The following is a 16783-nucleotide window of genomic DNA, read 5'->3' as shown; positions in this document are numbered from 1 at the left end:
AAGCACGGCCGCATGTACACGGTTGCGCAGCTCATAGGTGGAGTGTGGGGCGCCGGCGGCGAGGGTGGCGAACTCGTCGTCCACGATCCGGCGGACGGGTCGCCGGTGAGCCGGGCGCCGGTGGCGACTGCCGACGAGGTGGCCAAGGCGGTGGAGGCGGCCCGGGGCGTAGCGGCGGAATGGGCGGCGGCCGCGCCCGCGGACCGGGCCGCGGCGCTGCACCGGGCGGCGGACGCCGTCGAGGCGGCGGCCGAGGACCTGGCCCAGGCCACCACCGCGGAGATGGGCAAGCCCCTCGACGACGCGCGGGGCGGGGTGGCGGCGGGCATCGGCACGCTGCGACAGTACGCCGAGCTGGCGCCGGTGCGGGGCGGCCGGACGCTGCACGGCGGACACGACGCGCTGGACTTCATGGCCCCCGAGCCGCGCGGCGTGGTCGCCGCCATCACCCCGTGGAACGATCCGGTGGCGGTGTCCTGCGGCCTGCTCGGCGCGGCACTGGTCACCGGCAACGTGGTGCTGCACAAGCCGAGCGAGCGGACCCCGGCGACCGGCTGGCTGCTGGCCCGGGCGCTGGACTCGGCGTTGCCGGCCGGGGTGCTGTCGCTGCTCACCGGCGGCGGCGAGGTGGGCGCCGCGCTGTCCGGGCAGGACGTCGACGTCGTCGCCCACGTCGGTTCCACAGCCACCGGCCGGGCGATCGCCGCGGCGGGCGCGCGGACCGGCGCTAAGGTGTTGCTGGAGAACGGCGGCAGCGACCCGCTGGTGGTGGACGCGGACGTCGACCCGCTCTGGGCGGCCGAGCAGGCGGCGCTCGGTTGCTTCGCCAACGCCGGTCAGATCTGCGTGGCGGTCGAGCGGATCTACGTGCACCGGGATGTCGCCGACGGCTTCACCGACGCGCTCGTGGCGCGCGCCGAGGCCCTCACCGTCGGCCCCGGCCGTGACCCGGGCACGCAGCTCGGCCCGCTTGTCGACCGGCGGCACCGGGACCACGTGCACGGGCAGGTCACCGCCGCGGTGGCCGCCGGCGCCCGGGTACGCGCCGGGGGCACGCTGCCGGAGGGGCCGGGCGCGTTCTATCCGGCCACAGTGATCGAGGGCTGCCGCCACGACATGGCTCTGGTCCGCGAGGAGACGTTCGGGCCGGTCGCCCCGGTGGTGGTGGTCGACTCGTTCAGCGAAGGGCTGCGCTGTGCGGCCGACTCCCCGTACGGCCTGGCCGCCACCGTGCTGACCGGCTCGATGAGCCACGCCCAGCGCGCCTGGCGGGAGCTGCCGGTGGGCACCGTCAAGGTGAACGCGGTCTTCGGCGGGGCGCCGGGCGGCGCCGCGCAGCCGCGCCGGGGCAGCGGCCACGGCTTCGGGTACGGCCCGGAGCTGCTGGACGAGTTCAGCACCGTGAAGGTGGTGCACCTGGAGGCGCCGGGCCGCGGCCACTGGTGAGCCGGCACGAAGCGAGCCCGGGACCGAGGCGGTCCCGGGCTCGACGCGTACCCCGAGGGGTCAGCGACCGCCGCGGGCCTTGCGGGTCGCGTTGTTGTTGGCCTTCTCGATCGCCTTGACCAGTTCCGGCTTGGTCATCCGGGACCGGCCGCGCACGTCCAGTTTCTTCGCCACCTCCATGAGGTGGTCCTTGGTGGCGTTGGCGTCCACCCCGCCGGCCGTGTTCGCGCGCCGGGCCGGGCCGCCGCCTTCGGCCTGCTTGTCGCTGGGGCCCTTGCGGCCCTTTGGCTCCCAGTGGTCGCCCACCTTCTCGAACTCGTGCTTGACCGCGGCGAAGGCGGTGCGGTGCGCCCGCTCCCCCTCGCCGTAGGTCTCGACCGCCGAGTCGTGCGTCTTCTCCCAGGTCCGCTGCGCCTTCGCCGGCGAGCGCCGCAGCGTGCTGGGCAGTACCTCGCGCCCGGGCATCTCGTCCTCCTGGAGTCTCGATCGTCTGTCTTGCCTGGTTCCCTGCCGCCCGGCGGGCAAACCGACGCCCCGGTTTGTCGATTTCCCCCTGGGGGTATCGCCCGGCCACGCCCGGCGGCGGGGCGGTGAAGGAGGCGGACATGACCGTGACGGCACCACAGGCGGTCGGCGGCCGGACGCGGTCCCGTCTCCCCCGCCGGATCCGGCAGCTGAACTGGCGCACCTGGCGGGGCGTGCTGGTGCGCAGCGGCAAGGGTTTCGTCACTGACAACTGCGCCGACTGGGCGGCGGCGCTCACCTACTACGGGGTGCTCGCGCTGTTCCCGTCCACGATCGTGGTGGTGGCGCTGGTCGGCCTGGTCTCCGACGGCCCGCGCACCGTCGACACGGTGATCGACCTGGCCCGGGAGATCGGCGCCGGCTCGGTGGTCGGCAACGACGCGTTCGTGGGCGTGGTACGCAACGTCGTGGAGCAGCAGGGCTCGGCGAAGGTGCTGCTGAGCTTCGGTCTGCTCGGCGCGCTCTGGTCCGCCTCCGGGTTCATCGGCGCGTTCACCCGCGCCTCCAACGCGATCTACGGGGTGCGGGAGGGCCGGCCGTTCTACCGGCTGCGCCCGTTGCAGATCGGCATGGCCGCGGTGACGATCGTGCTGCTCGCCGTGGTGGCCACCGGGCTGATCGTCAGCGGCCCGGTCACCGACGCGGTGGGCGACCTGCTGCACGCCGGGGCGGTGGCCCGCACCACGTGGTCGGTGGCGAAGTGGCCGCTGCTCGCCGTGGTCGCGATGACGCTGCTGTCGCTGCTGTTCTGGATCGCGCCGAACGTCCGGCAGCCGCGGTTCCGCTGGCTCACCCCGGGCGGCGCGCTGGCGCTCGTGGCCTGGGTGCTCGCGTCCTTCGGCTTCGGCCTGTACGTGGCCAACTTCGGCTCGTACGACGTCACCTACGGCAGTCTCGGCGCGGTCATCGCGTTCCTGGTCTGGCTCTACCTGTCCAACTGCGCGCTGATGCTCGGCGTGCAGGTGAACGCCGAGCTGCAACGCGGGAGGGTGATGCAGGCCGGGGTCGAGGAGCCGGACGACCCGGTGCTGCCGCCGCGCGCCCCGGCCGACACGGACAAGACCGACGCGGACAAGACCGACGGGGAGAAGTCAGGCGGGGAGAAGACGGCCGACCGGTTGCCGCCCGGATGACCGGCTCCCCCGGCCGGCGCCGGTTTACCGGCGGTTCCCCCGGGCATCTCCCAAGGCATGGAACGTGGCAGCAGCAAGCACTCGCCCAGGGTCGACGACCAGATGAGCAGCGAGGTCAGCGGGCTCGTCCAGAGCGCCGGGACCGGCGGTTCGCGGGCCGAGGAGTTCCGGATCCCCGAGCCGGCCGGCGAGGACCAGCCGGAGGCCACCACGGCCCCGGCCGGGGAGCTGCGCAGCGGCACGCCGCAGGGCATGAGCTCCGAGGACGTCGAGGCGCGCAGCCGGCTGGGACGGTTCATCACCATGACGGCCCTGCCCGGTGACCGGGAGACGCTGCTGGCCAACGCGCGGGAGAACGAGGCGCCGGCGGATCTCGTCGCCGCCCTGGAGACCCTGCCCGAGGGCACCCGTTACCGCACGATCTCCGAGGTGTGGGCCGCGCTCGGGCACAAGAACGAGACGACGCGCTGGTGAGCGGGGCGGCCCACGGCCCGCGCGAGACGTACCAGCGGAACAGGAGGAACCCCGACATGAGTGGTGTTACCGAGCATGTGGACGTGGACGTCCCGATCCGGACCGCGTACGACCAGTGGACCCAGTTCGAGGAGTTCCCGCACTTCATGGAGGGCGTGCAGGAGGTCCGGCAGCTCTCGGACACGATGACCCACTGGACCGTCGAGATCGCGGGCGTGAAGCGCGAGTTCGACGCCGAGATCACCGAGCAGTTGCCGGACGAGCGGGTGGCCTGGCGCTCCACCGGCGGCACCCAGCAGGCCGGTGTGGTGACCTTCCACCGCCTCGACGAGGGGCACACCCGGGTCACGCTGCAGATGGAGTTCGAGCCGCACGGCGCGGTCGAGAAGGCCGGCGACAAGCTCGGCGTGGTCGACCGGCGCGCCAAGGGCGACCTGGAGCGGTTCAAGCATTTCATCGAGCGGCGCGGCCAGGAGACGGGCGCCTGGCGCGGTTCGGTCGACCGGCCCGTCCCCTGAGCCACCTCCCCCTACCCGAGCCTCGATGGCCGCCGGCACTGTCGGCGGCCATCGCCGTGCCCGGCCGTTTGCGATCATCCGGTCCGGGTACGGCAGGGGAATGACCGACAACGACCGCCACGTGTGGCGCGACGAGGACCGTACTCCCCTGCACGAGTTGGACAAGGCCGTCGCCCGGTCGGCGATGGACGGCCAGGGCGACGACGTCACGGCCAACGACGCCGGCGAGGAGGCCGCGTTCGGCCACGGCCCGGAGGCGGTGGACCGGGGCGCCGGTCCGGAGGCTGAGCGGCGCGAGATGACCGATGCGGACCGGGCGTACCGGCCGTCGACGATCGGGCGGACCGGCCCGGACAGCATGTGATCCCGGGCGGCTGCGGGCACCCGCGCCGATGCCCGTAGCCGCCGGATTCATGCTCGGCCGATATGACAAAAAGTGCGGTACGGACAGGCAGGAAAACGGACAGCCCATCCAGAATCGGCCGAACGGCTGACGGCACTCCCCCTGTCGCGCGCAAGACTTTCGGAATGCAACAGGGCTCCGGTTTCCTCTCCAACCGTCAGCGCAAGCTCGCCTGGCTGGGCTTCCTGCTCGCCGCGATCCAGGCTCCGGTCTCCGCCCGGTTCACCGAGGACAGCTCCTGGCTGTTCAGCCTGGTGGTGGCGCTGATGGTCGCCACCGTGATCATCGCCGACGACGGCGCGCGCCGCCGCCCGGCCGACGCCCGCCCCTCCGACTGAGTCAGCTCGTGCCGGGACGCGCCTCGTGCCCCGGCACCCCCCGGCTGCGGCGGCGTTCCTTCATCTCCGCCTCGTAGAGGTGCCGCCGTCCCTCGACCAGCTCGTCGCGGGCCTGCCGGTCCAGCTCCCGGAAGAGCGCGTAGTACCCGTCGTCGAAGTCCTCGACGATCTGGAACGTCCACCGCCCGGCGATGACGTTGCGTCCGAGCAGCTCCCGGTCGATGCGCTCGGCCAGGGCCGGGTGCCCGGCGGAACGGAACATCTCCACGGCGTCGTCGAGCATCAGGTCGGCGTGGCCGATCAGCTGGTGCAGCTCGTAGAGGTGCCCACGTGCCCGTTCGACGCACTCCAGGGCCTCGCTGAGCTTGCCGAGCGCCTCGACCGTGGCGTCACTCACTCCCTCCGGGCGCCGGTGTGCCCGGTCCGGTCCGTCGGCCTGGTGTCCCATGATGTGCCTCCGTGGGCCTGCTGCGTGGTCCTCGTGCCGGACTTCTGCCCCCGCACGGGCGACTCAATCCCCGCGGACGGGGTGGCCGGTCCCCCGGACGACCCGGCAGTCCGCCGGTCGGCCGAGGTCGGCCCGCGCCGGGCGGCGTTAGCCTCGGACACCATGCGCGTGCCGAACAACCGGGTCGCGACCCGCTCCGCGGCAGTGGCCGCGCGGTCGACCCTCACCACGCTGACCGCCGCCGTCGGCACCGCCGGCCTCGCCGCGGCCCACGCGAACCCCGGGCTGCTCGCCGAGGTCGACCAGCACGCCGCGGGGGTACGCGACAGCCTCGACGGCGACCGCCACCCGCTGACCGTGGCGGCGCTCGCCGGATACGCCGAAGGGCTGCGCGACGCGGCGGCGGAGCACGGCTGGACGCCGCCGGCCGAGCCGGTGGACTGGTCCGCGCCGGACTGGGTGCTCACCCGCCTCCTGGCGGTCTGCCTGCTGGCGCGCACACTCGACCCGCGTCACCTGGCCTGACCCGTACACCCGGCCTGACCTCGACGGCCGGCCTGCTCCGGACACGGCTTCGGGGCGCCCGCGATCACCCCGCGGACACCCCGTCACCCGTTGCCGTCAGCCTCCCGGCCGGCGGAACTGTTGCGTCTCGTCGCCCATCTCGCCGGAGCGGTACGTGCCCGCGCCCGACATCGACGACTGCGGCGCGGCCGGCGTCGGTTGCCCGCCCCGGTCGGCCATCTTGCGTTCGTAGTCGCCCCGGCCGGCCTGCTGCGCCTGCCGCTGCTCCCGGAACGCCCGGGACTCCTCCGCGGCCCGGTGCAGCCACCCGTCCCAGCGGTCCTGCATCGGCTTGATCAGACCACCACCGACACCGACGATCAGGATGCCGGCCACGGTGGCGAGGAAGGCCACGAGCACCGGTGTGGTCACCGTGGTGGCGATACCCACCTGGTTCAGCGCGGCGATCACGCCGAGCGCCAGGATGAAGATCGCCGTCACGTCGGCCAGCACCCGGCCGTACGAGAGCCCGCCGAGCGCGCCGGAGACCAGGTCCCGGACAGCGTTGGCGATGGCGGCGGCGATCACCACGATCACGATCGCCACGAAGGCTCGCGGAAGCCAGGACACCACCCCGCGGATCAGGTCGCTGATCGCGTTCGGTCCCCATACCCCGAAGGCGAACTGCAGGGTGAACAGCAGGACCGCGTAGTAGGCCAGTTTGGCCAGGATGTCGCTGGCGTCGTACTTGGTGCGTTCCAGGGCTCGTTTGATGCCGCCGCGTTCCACGGCGCGGTCGAACCCCACCCGTTCCAGTGCCGCGTCCACGATTTTGAGTACGGCTCGGGCGATGAGCCAACCCACGACGAGAATCGCGATGAACGCGATCGCCCGCGGTACGAAGAGCAGCACCGACCTCCAGAAGTCGGTCCAGGCCGCACCGATGTCGACCTGCCCGACCGCGAGGGTTTTCGGCATGATGTCCCTCCTGTCGCGTGAACTGCGCCGCCCGCATACCCGGTGACCAGGGCAGCACTCCGGGCCGGACCGGGCCAATTTCCCGACATGGGTGATCGAACCGGCCCTGACCTGCCCGAACGTCCACGCAGCCGCAATCCGGGACCCGCCACGAACGCATGATCGGAACCAGCCCGCCACGCTCCGGTTAGGCTGCGGTCATGCCAGGCACCGTCGGTCGGGTTCCCACACCGTCCGCCCCCGCACCGGGAGCGCCCGCCGATCCCGTCGTCCACGGGCCGTCCGCGCAGACCGGTCATCCGTGGGCCGGCACGGCGCTGGGCGCCCCGCAGAGCTGGGATCCGGCGGTACGCGCCGTGATGGACGTGGTGCTCGCCTCCCCGGTGCCGATGGCGCTGCTCCTCGGCGACGACCTCGTCGTCTTCTACAACGACGGGTACGCCGAGCTGATCGGCGACCGGCACCCGGACGCGCTGGGCCGGCCGGCGGTCGAGGCGTTCGCCGAGGTGTGGCGCGACCCCGGCGCCGGGGAGGCGCTGGAGCGCGTCTACCGGCACGGTGAGCCGTTCCTGCAGCGGGAGGCGGTGCTGCCCGCCGACCGGCAGGGCCCGGCCGAGCCGGCCGTCTTCACCCGTGGGCACTGCGCGGTACGCGACTCCGCCGGCCGCATCGTCGGCGTGCTCACGGTCTCGGCGCAGACCACCCAGCTGACCCAGCAGTTGCAGAGCCTGAGCGACTTCGCGGCGGCGCTGTCCGGCACGCTCACCCTGGACGACGTGGCCCGGGTGACACTGCGCTACTGCCTGCACTCCTTCGACGCGGACCGGGTGTCGTTCGCGGTGGACGAGGGCAGCGCCTGGCGGCTGGTCCGCCGCATCCGCGGCGAACTCCTCGACGAGGCCGACGAGCGGCTGCCCCCGCTGTGGCGGCGGATGTCCGCCGAGTCGGCGCTGCCGGCGGTGGTGTCCGCGCGCAGCGGCGTGGCCTCGTTCATCGCCGACGGCCAGCCGCTGCGCGGCGTCGCGGCGGACCGGCACGACGAGAAGATCCGCGCGCTCGCGGCGCTGCCGCTGCGCACGACTGTGGTCCGTGGCTCGCTCACCATCGGTTACCGGGAGCCGCGTCCCTGGTCCCCCGCGGAACGGGCGCTGCTCGCCGCGTCGGCGGAGCTGGTCGGCCAGGCCGCCGAGCGGGCCCGCCGCTTCGAGACCCAGCACGGCACCGCCCAGATGCTGCAACGCAGCATGCTGCCGGAGCGGCTGCCGGACCTGCCCCGGCTGCGCATCGCCGCCCGGTACGACCCGGGCGTGGACGGCAACGCCGCCGGCGGCGACTTCTACGACGCGTTCCTGCTGCCCACCGGGGCGCTCGGGGTGGTGCTCGGCGACGTGGCCGGGCACGACGTGCAGGCCGCCGCCCGGATGGGTCAGGTGCGCGCCGCGCTGCGCGCGCTCGCCCTGGTCGACCCCCGCCCGGACGCGGTGCTCGACGGCCTGGACCGGCTGGTGGCCAGCCTCGGCGTGGAGGGCGGCACGCAGGAACTGTTCGTCACGGTGGTGTTCGGCGTGGTCGAGGCGGACCGGGAGCGGGTCACGCTCGCCAGCGCCGGGCATCCCGCGCCACTGATCCGCCGCGCCGGGCCCGGCGCGCCGGCGGTCGCCGAGTTCGTCCAGGTGCCGCCCGCGCCGCCGCTGGGTCTCGGCGGGCGCGCGCGTACCGCGAGCGTGGCGTTCCACCCCGGCGACACCCTGCTGCTCTACAGCGACGGCGTGGTGGAGCGGCGCTGGCAGGACCTGGCCGCCGGGCTGGCCGGACTGGGCGCGGCGGTCACCGGGGCGACCAGCGGGGACCCGCGTGCGCTGTGCGCGGTCGCGACCGCCGCGGTGCCGGGCGCCACCGAGGACGACGTGGCGGTGCTCGCGGTGGAGTACGCGGTCCGGCCGAGCCGGTCGGCGAGCATGGAGGTGCCGGCCGAGCCGACCGCGCCGAGCCGGGTCCGGCACTGGATGACCGCGCAGCTCACCGAGTGGCAGGTGCCCGAGGCGGTGATCGGCGCGGCGGTGCTGTGCACGAGCGAGCTGACCACGAACGCGCTGCTGCACGCCGGCACCGCCGCCCGGGTCGAGGTGGACCTGTCCGCGGAGCGGCTGCTGGTGTCCGTGGCCGACTCGGGCACCCGGGGTCAGGTCACCCGTGCCCAGACCGACACGCTCAGCAGCCGGGGCCGCGGGCTCGGCCTGATCGAGGAGCTGAGCGACGCCTGGGGCACCGACCCGACCGTACGCGGCTCGACTGTGTGGTTCGAGATCCTCATTCCGTCGGACGGGTCGCGCGTCGGCGACGCCCCGGCCAGGTAGGAGCCGACCATGACCGACGACAAGCGCCGCGGTGTCCTCTTCGACGTGGACGGCACCCTGGTCGACACGACGTACCTGCACACGGTGAGCTGGTGGGAGGCGCTGCGCCAGGCCGACCACCGGGTGCCGATGGCGCGGATCCACAGGTCCATCGGCATGGGCTCGGACAAGCTCCTCGACCATCTGCTCGGCGCGGAGCGCGACCGGGACGCCGACGGCCGGCTGCGCGACGCGCACGACGCGCTCTACGGCGAGTACTGGGAGCGGCTCACGCCGCTGCCCGGGGCGCGGGAGCTGCTGCGCGCCTGCGCGGAGCGCGGGCTGCGGGTGGTGCTCGCGACCTCGGCCGCCGAGCACGAGGTGACCGCGCTGCGGGCCGCGCTGGACGTGGACGACGTGATCGACTCGGTCACCTCGTCGGCGGACGCGCAGGAGAGCAAGCCGGCGCCGGACATCCTGGTCGCCGCGCTGGAGCAGTCGGGACTGGCCGCCGAGCGGGTGGTGTTCGTCGGTGACTCCGTCTGGGACGTCGCCGCCGCCGGCAAGCTTGACATCCCCTGCATCGGGCTGACCTGCGGCGGCACCAGCCGCGCGGAGCTGGCCGGCGCGGGCGCGGTGGCGGTGTACGACGACCCGGCCGCGCTGCTGGACGCCCTGTCGGACAGCGCCATCGCGTCGCTCGGCTGACCGGCCTCAACCGGCGGGCACGCGCAGGCATAGCCGGGCCCGCTTCGGGGCACTGCTGGACTCCACCGCCCGGGCGACGGGCGTCGGAAGGGTGGTGCCGTGGAACCGGTCGATGTCGCGTTCGCTCTGCTGGGCGTCGGTGCGCTGCTGGCCGGGGTGCTCCCCCGGGTGCTGGAGAGACGGCCACTGTCGATGCCCATCGCGTTCCTCGGGCTCGGCATGCTCGTCTTCCTGCTGCCCACCGGTCTGCCCACACCGGACCCGCTGCGCTGGCCGGAGCTGACCACCCACCTCACCGAGGTCGGGGTGATCGTCGCCCTCATGGGCGCCGGCCTGAAGATCGACCGCCCGTTGAGCTGGGCCCGCTGGTCGACGACCTGGCGGCTGCTGGCCATCGCCATGCCGTTGTGCATCGCCGCGGTGGCGCTGCTCGGCTGGTGGTGGGCCGGCCTGGTGCCGGCCGCGGCGCTGCTGCTCGGGGCGGCGCTCGCCCCCACCGACCCGGTCCTCGCCTCCGACGTGCAGGTGGGGGAACCGACCGATGTGGAGGACTCGGAGGACGAGGTGCGCTTCGCGCTCACCTCCGAGGCGGGCCTCAACGACGGGCTGGCCTTCCCGTTCGTGTACGCGGCCATCGCGATCGCCACCACAGGTCTCGCGCCGTCCGGCTGGCTCGCCGAGTGGTTCGCGGTGGACGTGTTCTACAAGCTCGCCGCCGGGGTGGGCGGCGGGCTGCTCGTCGGCTGGCTGCTCGGCAAGCTGTTCTTCCGCGCCCCGAGCAAGCTGCAGCTGGCCCGGCACTCCGAGGGGTTCCTCGCGCTGGCCGCGACGTTCCTCGCGTACGGGCTGGTCGAGGTGATCGGCGGGTACGGATTCCTGGCCGTGTTCGTGGCCGCCCGCGCGATCCGCGCCGCCGAGCGCACCCACGAGTTCCACTCCGTGCTGCACGACTTCGCCGAGCAGGTGGAGCGGCTGCTCACAGTGCTGTTGCTGCTGCTGTTCGGCGGCGCGGTGATCGGTGGGCTGCTCGCCCCGCTCACCTGGCCGGCGGCGCTGGCCGGACTGGCCCTGGTGCTGGTGATCCGGCCGCTGGCCGGGTGGCTGTCGCTGCGCGGTGCGCGCGGCAAGCCGGCCGAGCACTGGGTGATCTCGCTGTTCGGCATCCGCGGCGTCGGCTCGTTCTACTACCTGGCGTACGCCACCAGCAAGACCGACTTCCCGCAGGCGGATCTGGTCTGGGCCACTGTCGGTCTCGTGGTGGTGGTGTCGGTGGTGGCGCACGGCATCGCCGCGACCCCTGTCATGCAGCTGCTCGACCGGGCGGGCCAGCGCACCGGCGAGGGCGCCGAGGCCGGGCGGGCGGCGCAACCGGTCGGCGCCACGGGCTGAACGCCCCGGGCCCGGGCCGGCGCGCCTCAGGCCAGCCGGGCGGCGAGCGCGCGGCCGAGATCCCGGCCGGAGCGCCAGGCGGTCTGCACGCGCGGGCGGCCGAACGCGTCGCCGGCCAGGCCGATCCCGTCGTCGTCCAGGTGGAAGGTCGCGCCGTCGGCGCGGGCCGCCGGCGTGGCGTACGTCCAGCGGTGCACGTGGGTCGACAGCGCCGGCTCGGGCAGCCCCAGCAGGTCGCGGACCGCCTGCTCGACGGCCTCCCGGGCCCCGGTGGGCTGGAGCAGGTGCCCGGCGGCGAACCCGGCGGTGGTGTGCGCGACGAGCACCGGCGCGCCGTCTCCGCGCCGGTCGCCGTCGTCGCAGACCAGGCTGAGCACGGGGTGGTCGTTGACGAACGCGCCCCGGAAGTCCGCCCAGCGGCGGGCCGGGAAGTGCAGCACCCCGGTCAACGCGGGCGACCACCGCTGCGCGGCAACCGCCCGGGTCGCCTCGGCCAGAGCCGGGTCCAGCAGCAGCGCGGCCTGCGGGCCGGGCATGGCGAGCACGACCGCCTCGGCCTCGGCGCCGTCCACCCGGGGGCCCGGCTCGACGCTCATCACCAGCCGGTCGTGGGTCACCGGCAGGTCGCCGGCCAGATGTTCGACGAGCGAGCGCAGCCCGCGCGGGGCGGCCCAGCGCATCGGGCCGCTGACCTGCTCGCGGCCGCGCGGCCCGTACGCGACGAGCGTGTCGGTCCACTCCCGCGCCAGCCCGGCCGCCCGCCACCGGTCCACCACGGCGGCGAAGTCCGGGTCGTCGACCGTGAAGTACGCGGCGCCCAGGTCGGCGGGGCGGCCGTCGAAACGCCTGCTGGCCATCCGCCCGCCGGTGACCCGGGCGCGCTCGCGCAGCCGTACCGGGATCCCGGCCCGCGCCAACTCGGTCGCGCAGGCCACTCCGGCGATGCCTGCGCCGACCACCACCACGCCCACCCGGTCCGCCGTCACCAGGTGATCGTAGGCGGCGGCCGGCATGAACCCGGCGGGCCGAGGGTAGTGGAACACCTGTTCGAGGAGAGGTGATGAGCATGGCCGACCGCGCCAACACCAACGGCAGGAACGTGAACCCGGACGCCGCCGTCAAGGACCCGGACGACTGGGTCACCGGCGACGAGCCGCCCACCGCCGCCCAGGAGTCGTACCTGCACACGCTGGCCCAGGAGGCGGGCGAGCCGGTGCCGGAGGGCCTGACCAAGGCCGAGGCGTCCCGGCGGATCGACGAGTTGCAGGCGGAGACCGGCCGGGGCCGCTGAGCGGTCAGCGCGGGGGCAGGCGGTGCAGCTCGACCCGGTCGAGCCGCCCCGCCGCCACCCGCGCGGTCAGGTACGTGGCGTGCGGCTGCGCCCGCCGGTCGGTCGGTGAGCCGGGGTTGAGCAGCCGCAGGCCGCCCGGGGCGACGCTGTCCCAGGGGATGTGCGAGTGCCCGAAGACGAGCAGGTCGCAGTCGCCGTACGCGGCGGCGCAGCGCTCCTCGCGGCGGGTCTTCGGGCCGGTCTCGTGCACCACGGCGACCCGCAGGCCGTCCAGCTCGACCCGGGCCGCCTCGGGCAGCCGGGCGCGCAGCGGCGGCCCGTCGTTGTTGCCGTACACGCCGATCAGCCGACGCGACCGCGCCTCCAGCGCGTCCAGCAGCGCCACGTCCACCCAGTCCCCGGCGTGCACCACCACGTCTGCGGCCTCCACCGCCGCCCACAGCGGCGCGGGCAGATCCCGCGCCCGCTTCGGCACATGCGTGTCCGCCATGATCACGAGATCCACCCCCTCATCCTCCCCCACCCGCCTCTTTTCCCGTGTCGATCATGAGGTTGGCGGCACTCAGGGAGATCGACTACGCCGTCAACTTCATGATCGGCGCGGAGAGGCGGCGGTGGGGGCGGCGGCGCGGGATGCCTCGGCGCGGGCGGCGGCGTCGGTGATGTGGCCGGCGGCGATGATCAGGCCGATGTGCGAGTACGCCTGCGGGAAGTTGCCGACCTGCTCGCCGGTGTCCTGGTCGATCTGCTCGGCGTAGAGCCCGAGGTCGTTGGTGCGAGCGGCCACTTGCCCGAACAGCCGCCGGGCCCGGTCCAGCTCGCCCGCTTCGGCCAGGCAGGCGGCCAACCAGAACGAGCAGATCACGAACCCGGCCGGGTCGCCGTCCCAGCGGCGCAGCAGCCCGCCCCGGGACAGCCGGCGCTCGATGACGTCCATCGTGGCCCGCATCCGCGGATCGCTCGCGGGCAGGAAGCCGACGAGCGGCATGACCAGCACCGAGGCATCCAGTTCGTCGGAGCCGAAGACCCCGGTGTACGCGCCGACCCGCTCGTTCCAGCCCTGGGTGAGTACCGCCGCCCGGACCTCGTCGCGGGCTGCCGCCCAACGGGCCACGTCGGCCGGCTCGCCGATGCGGGAGCCGAACCGGACCGCCCGGTCCAGCGCGGTCCAGCACTCCACCTTGGAGGAGACGTAGTGCCGCTCCGGGCCGCGCCCCTCCCACATCCCGGAGTCGGGCAGGTGCCAGCCGCGCACCGCCTGGTCGGCGAGCGTCCGCAGCAGGTCACGCACCTCGGGGGACATCGGATCGAGGTAGTAGCGCAGCAGCCAGGCCGCGTCGAGCACCTCGCCCAGCACGTCGTTCTGCCGCTGCCGCCAGGCGTTGTTGCCGACGACCACCGGCCGGCTGCCGGCGTACCCGGCGAGGTGGTCGAGGTCGTGCTCGGTCAGGTCCCGCTCACCCTCGACCCCGTACATGATCGGCACCGGCTCGTCGCCGATCCGCCCCATCGCCCGCGCCACCCAGGTGAACTGCCGGTCCGCCTCGTCCGGGCAGGCGGCCCGCCAGAGCGCCTGGAGGGTGAGGCTGAAGTCGCGCAGCCAGACGAAGCGGTAGTCGTAGTTGCGGTCACCGCCGGGCTTCTCCGGCAGCGAGGCGGTGGCCGCCGCGACGACAGCGCCGCTGGGCCCGTACGTCATGCCCTGCACGGCGAGCGCGCTGCGCCGCACCTCGTCGCGGAACTCGCCCTGGTAGTCGTGCAGGGCGGACCAGGAGCGCCAGCCCGCCACCGTCTCGGCCACCACGTCGGCGGCGTCGGGCAGCGCCGGGGCGGCGCCGTCGTACGTCGGGGCGTACCCGAGGGTGAAGCGGTGCCTGCTGCCGGCGCGGGCGGTGAACCGCCCGACGGCGGTCCCGCCGTCGAAGCTCAGCGGGACGTCGCAGCGCAACTCCAGGTGACACGCCCCGGCGGTGGCGCCCACCACGCCGTCGCGTTCGGTGAGGTAGGCGCCGACGCGGCCGTACTCGAAGCGCGGCGCGTAGTCGACGCGCATCGGCACCTCGCCGGTGAGCCCCTCCACCACCCGGGCGAGCACCCGCGGCGAGCGCAACCCGATCTCGTGCCCGCGCGCGCCGGGCTCCAGCGCCAACGCGTCGGTGACGGCCACCGTGCCGGTCCCGGTGGCGAAGACGGTACGCAGCACGAGCGTGTCGTCCAGGTACGAGCGCGTGCTGGTGGCCTCGCCCTCGGGGCGGATGCTCCAGTGCCCGGCGTCGGAGTCGAGGAGCCGCCCGAACACCGACGGCGAGTCGAAGCGGGCCGGGCACCACCAGTTGACGGCGCCCTCCCGGTCGACAAGCGCCGCGCTGCGCCCGTCGGCGAGGAAGCCTTGCTCGCTGATCCGTCCGGTCCGCACGACTGTGCCTACCCGGCACGGGTGCCGCCATGCCTGGCCGCATCGGTGGCGGTCGCCGCGTTACCGCTCGCCGCGGGCGGGAACGCGGCGAGTTGACGAAGGAGGATGCTCATGACCAGACCCTCGACTCCGACCGCGGCCTGGCAACCCGGAATGCCGGGCAGCGACAACCTCCCGTCCGGCCCGGGCGGTCGCCCGACGCCGCCGAGCGGGGACGGGCACGGACCGCAGGCCGGTTCGGCGACCGTCACAATCGGCTCGTACCCGGACTATCCGTCCGCCCAGCGCGTGGTGGACTATCTGGCCGACAACCGGTTCCCGGTGGAACGTACCTCGATCGTCGGTACGGACCTCACGCTCGTGGAGACCGTGATGGGACGGCTCACGACGGGCCGGGCGGCCCTGCTCGGGGCCGGCACCGGTGCCTGGTTCGGTTTGTTCATCGGGTTGCTCTTCGGCATCTTCACCGCCGGGAACTGGCTGGCGGTGATCCTGGTCGGGCTGGTGATCGGCGCGATCTGGGGCGCCGTGTTCGGCGCTGTCGCGCACGCGATGAGCGGCGGTCAGCGTGACTTCACGTCCGCCAGTTCGCTGCGGGCCGCCCAGTACGCGGTCACAGTGGACGCGGACCTGGCCGGCCAGGCCCAGCAGCTGCTCAGCCGGATGCACCTGACACCGACCGGCGCCACCGCCCGCTGACCGGCGGTACGCGACATCGAGGGAGGGCCCCGCCGGGGTCCTCCCTCACCGCGTCAGTGGTACGCCCGCTCACCGGCGCGCAGCGGCACGTCCACCCGGTTCTCCGGCGGGGCCAGCGGGCAGGCCCACCTGTCGTCGTAGGCGCAGCTGGGGTTGTAGAGGTAGTTGGCGCGTCCAGGCGTACCCGGTCACCGGGCAGCACGGTCAGGCCGCGGCCGAACGTGCCCTTCACCGTGTCGGTGAGGTACCGGCCCCCGCCGTACGAGCCGTCGCCGCAGGTGCCGTCGCGCAGGGGCAGGAACAGCCCGCCCCCGTACGCCTCGATCCACCAGAGCGTCAGCGGTCCCCACGGCGTCTCGGCAACTGCCACCCGCCGGTACGCGACCACGCCGTCCGGGCCGCCGGTGTCGATGCGCAGCTCACCGGAGGCGGGCCGCAGTGGCGCCTCGACCACGGCTGCCGGGTCGGGCGGGTACCACCGCAGCCCGGTGAAGCCGGGCCGGTCGGCGGGCGGCACCGGGCTGCTGGGGTGGGTGCGGAACAGCTCCACCCGCTCCCGCCAGTCGAGCAGGTCGAGATCGTCCATCCCCCGACCCTATATTCAGTTTTCAAGGAAGGCCCGCGAGCGACCTGCACCACACACGGCAGGGGCGCTTGTTTAAATTTTAAATAGTGCTACTCTCGGAGCCATGACGGAGAGCATGGACGCGGAGCGGATGGCCTGCTGGCGCGCGTACATCGAGTCGAGCCAGCGGCTGTTCACCCGGCTCGAGGACGACCTGCGCGCCGACAGCGACCTGAGCTTCGCCGACTACCACGTGCTGGTGCTGCTCTCCGAGGCGCCCGGCCAGCGGCTGCGCATGGGTGAGCTGGCCGACCGGCTGGTGTTCTCGCCGAGCCGGCTGACCTACCAGGTCACCACGATGCAGAAGCGCGGCCTGGTGGCGAAGGAGGCGTGTCCGGCGGACCGGCGCGGCAGCGAAGCCGTACTCACGGCGGCCGGCCTGCTCGCCCTGCGCGAGGCCGCGCCGCACCACCTGCGCTCCGTGCGCGCCCACCTGATCGACGACCTCGACGACGCCGAGGTCGCCTGCCTCACCCGGGTCTTCGAGCGGCTCGGCCGGCGCCTGCGCGCCGACCGCACCGCGTCGTCCACCCCGGCCGACAAGTAAGGAGC

General features: G+C 74.0%; 19 protein-coding genes and 1 pseudogene. 13 read left to right on the top strand and 7 right to left on the bottom strand.

The window, feature by feature from the left end; genetic code table 11:
- Positions 1-12 precede the first annotated feature (12 nt).
- On the top strand, positions 13-1446 hold the full coding sequence (locus tag FHU28_RS14355) for an aldehyde dehydrogenase family protein (RefSeq protein WP_184684434.1): 1434 nt from the start codon (positions 13-15) through the stop codon (positions 1444-1446).
- A gap of 60 nt (positions 1447-1506) precedes the next feature.
- On the opposite strand, the gene FHU28_RS14350 is transcribed toward FHU28_RS14355, so the two are convergent.
- Positions 1507-1911: a ChaB family protein gene (locus FHU28_RS14350; RefSeq protein WP_073827585.1), complete on the bottom strand. Its 405-nt coding sequence runs from the start codon at positions 1909-1911 to the stop codon at positions 1507-1509.
- A gap of 140 nt (positions 1912-2051) precedes the next feature.
- On the opposite strand from FHU28_RS14350, the gene FHU28_RS14345 reads away from it, so the two are divergent.
- From FHU28_RS14345 to FHU28_RS14325, 5 genes are all read left to right on the top strand, one after another.
- A complete protein-coding gene (locus tag FHU28_RS14345) occupies positions 2052-3104 on the top strand; it encodes a YihY/virulence factor BrkB family protein (RefSeq protein WP_184684432.1) in 1053 nt (350 codons plus the stop codon).
- 57 nt (positions 3105-3161) lie between these two features.
- Entirely contained in the window at positions 3162-3578 is a 417-nt protein-coding gene (locus FHU28_RS14340; RefSeq protein WP_184684430.1) for a DUF2795 domain-containing protein, read from the top strand.
- A gap of 56 nt (positions 3579-3634) precedes the next feature.
- A complete protein-coding gene (locus FHU28_RS14335) occupies positions 3635-4096 on the top strand; it encodes an SRPBCC family protein (protein WP_184684428.1) in 462 nt (153 codons plus the stop codon).
- A 100-nt stretch (positions 4097-4196) separates the two neighbouring features.
- Positions 4197-4460, top strand: a complete 264-nt coding sequence (locus FHU28_RS14330; RefSeq protein WP_184684426.1) for a hypothetical protein — start codon at positions 4197-4199, stop codon at positions 4458-4460.
- Between the two features lie 164 nt (positions 4461-4624).
- A complete protein-coding gene (locus tag FHU28_RS14325) occupies positions 4625-4837 on the top strand; it encodes a hypothetical protein (RefSeq protein ID WP_073827580.1) in 213 nt (70 codons plus the stop codon).
- Position 4838: 1 nt separating this feature from the next.
- On the opposite strand, the gene FHU28_RS14320 is transcribed toward FHU28_RS14325, so the two are convergent.
- Complete coding sequence (locus FHU28_RS14320) at positions 4839-5285, bottom strand: hypothetical protein (protein WP_073827579.1); 447 nt, start codon at positions 5283-5285, stop codon at positions 4839-4841.
- A gap of 162 nt (positions 5286-5447) precedes the next feature.
- On the opposite strand from FHU28_RS14320, the gene FHU28_RS14315 reads away from it, so the two are divergent.
- Positions 5448-5810: a DUF6401 family natural product biosynthesis protein gene (locus FHU28_RS14315; RefSeq protein WP_184684424.1), complete on the top strand. Its 363-nt coding sequence runs from the start codon at positions 5448-5450 to the stop codon at positions 5808-5810.
- Positions 5811-5906: 96 nt separating this feature from the next.
- Here FHU28_RS14315 and FHU28_RS14310 read toward each other — a convergent pair whose 3' ends face one another.
- Positions 5907-6767, bottom strand: a complete 861-nt coding sequence (locus FHU28_RS14310) for a mechanosensitive ion channel family protein (protein ID WP_184684422.1) — start codon at positions 6765-6767, stop codon at positions 5907-5909.
- 200 nt (positions 6768-6967) lie between these two features.
- Between FHU28_RS14310 and FHU28_RS14305 the strand changes: the two genes are divergently transcribed.
- From FHU28_RS14305 to FHU28_RS14295, 3 genes are all read left to right on the top strand, one after another.
- On the top strand, positions 6968-9124 hold the full coding sequence (locus FHU28_RS14305; RefSeq protein WP_184684420.1) for an ATP-binding SpoIIE family protein phosphatase: 2157 nt from the start codon (positions 6968-6970) through the stop codon (positions 9122-9124).
- Positions 9125-9133: 9 nt separating this feature from the next.
- Entirely contained in the window at positions 9134-9811 is a 678-nt protein-coding gene (locus tag FHU28_RS14300; RefSeq protein ID WP_184684418.1) for an HAD family hydrolase, read from the top strand.
- Between the two features lie 99 nt (positions 9812-9910).
- Positions 9911-11200 (top strand): cation:proton antiporter, encoded by a 1290-nt coding sequence (locus tag FHU28_RS14295; protein ID WP_184684416.1) that lies wholly within the window; start codon positions 9911-9913, stop codon positions 11198-11200.
- 26 nt (positions 11201-11226) lie between these two features.
- Here FHU28_RS14295 and FHU28_RS14290 read toward each other — a convergent pair whose 3' ends face one another.
- Positions 11227-12165 carry an NAD(P)/FAD-dependent oxidoreductase gene (locus FHU28_RS14290; protein ID WP_184689519.1) on the bottom strand — a complete coding sequence of 313 codons (939 nt, stop codon included), beginning with the start codon at positions 12163-12165 and terminating at the stop codon, positions 11227-11229.
- 101 nt (positions 12166-12266) lie between these two features.
- Between FHU28_RS14290 and FHU28_RS14285 the strand changes: the two genes are divergently transcribed.
- On the top strand, positions 12267-12491 hold the full coding sequence (locus tag FHU28_RS14285; protein ID WP_013474820.1) for a DUF3072 domain-containing protein: 225 nt from the start codon (positions 12267-12269) through the stop codon (positions 12489-12491).
- 4 nt (positions 12492-12495) lie between these two features.
- Here FHU28_RS14285 and FHU28_RS14280 read toward each other — a convergent pair whose 3' ends face one another.
- Both FHU28_RS14280 and FHU28_RS14275 read right to left on the bottom strand, forming a co-directional pair.
- Positions 12496-12996, bottom strand: a complete 501-nt coding sequence (locus FHU28_RS14280; protein WP_184684407.1) for a metallophosphoesterase family protein — start codon at positions 12994-12996, stop codon at positions 12496-12498.
- An 84-nt stretch (positions 12997-13080) separates the two neighbouring features.
- Complete coding sequence (locus tag FHU28_RS14275; protein WP_184684404.1) at positions 13081-14907, bottom strand: glycoside hydrolase family 15 protein; 1827 nt, start codon at positions 14905-14907, stop codon at positions 13081-13083.
- 111 nt (positions 14908-15018) lie between these two features.
- Here FHU28_RS14275 and FHU28_RS14270 point away from each other — a divergent pair, with 111 nt between their 5' ends.
- A complete protein-coding gene (locus FHU28_RS14270) occupies positions 15019-15606 on the top strand; it encodes a general stress protein (protein WP_184684403.1) in 588 nt (195 codons plus the stop codon).
- A gap of 53 nt (positions 15607-15659) precedes the next feature.
- Here the strand turns inward: FHU28_RS14270 and FHU28_RS14265 are convergent.
- A pseudogene (locus tag FHU28_RS14265) lies at positions 15660-16192 on the bottom strand (DUF1684 domain-containing protein).
- A gap of 103 nt (positions 16193-16295) precedes the next feature.
- Between FHU28_RS14265 and FHU28_RS14260 the strand changes: the two are divergent.
- The gene (locus FHU28_RS14260) at positions 16296-16778 is read left to right on the top strand and encodes a MarR family winged helix-turn-helix transcriptional regulator (RefSeq protein WP_184684400.1); all 483 of its coding nucleotides are present in this window, start codon (positions 16296-16298) and stop codon (positions 16776-16778) included.
- The last annotated feature ends 5 nt before the right edge of the window (positions 16779-16783 follow it).

Origin of the sequence: Micromonospora echinospora (genome assembly GCF_014203425.1) — a bacterium.
Lineage (GTDB): Bacteria > Actinomycetota > Actinomycetes > Mycobacteriales > Micromonosporaceae > Micromonospora > Micromonospora echinospora_A.
This window is presented reverse-complemented; position numbering and strand designations above follow the sequence as displayed.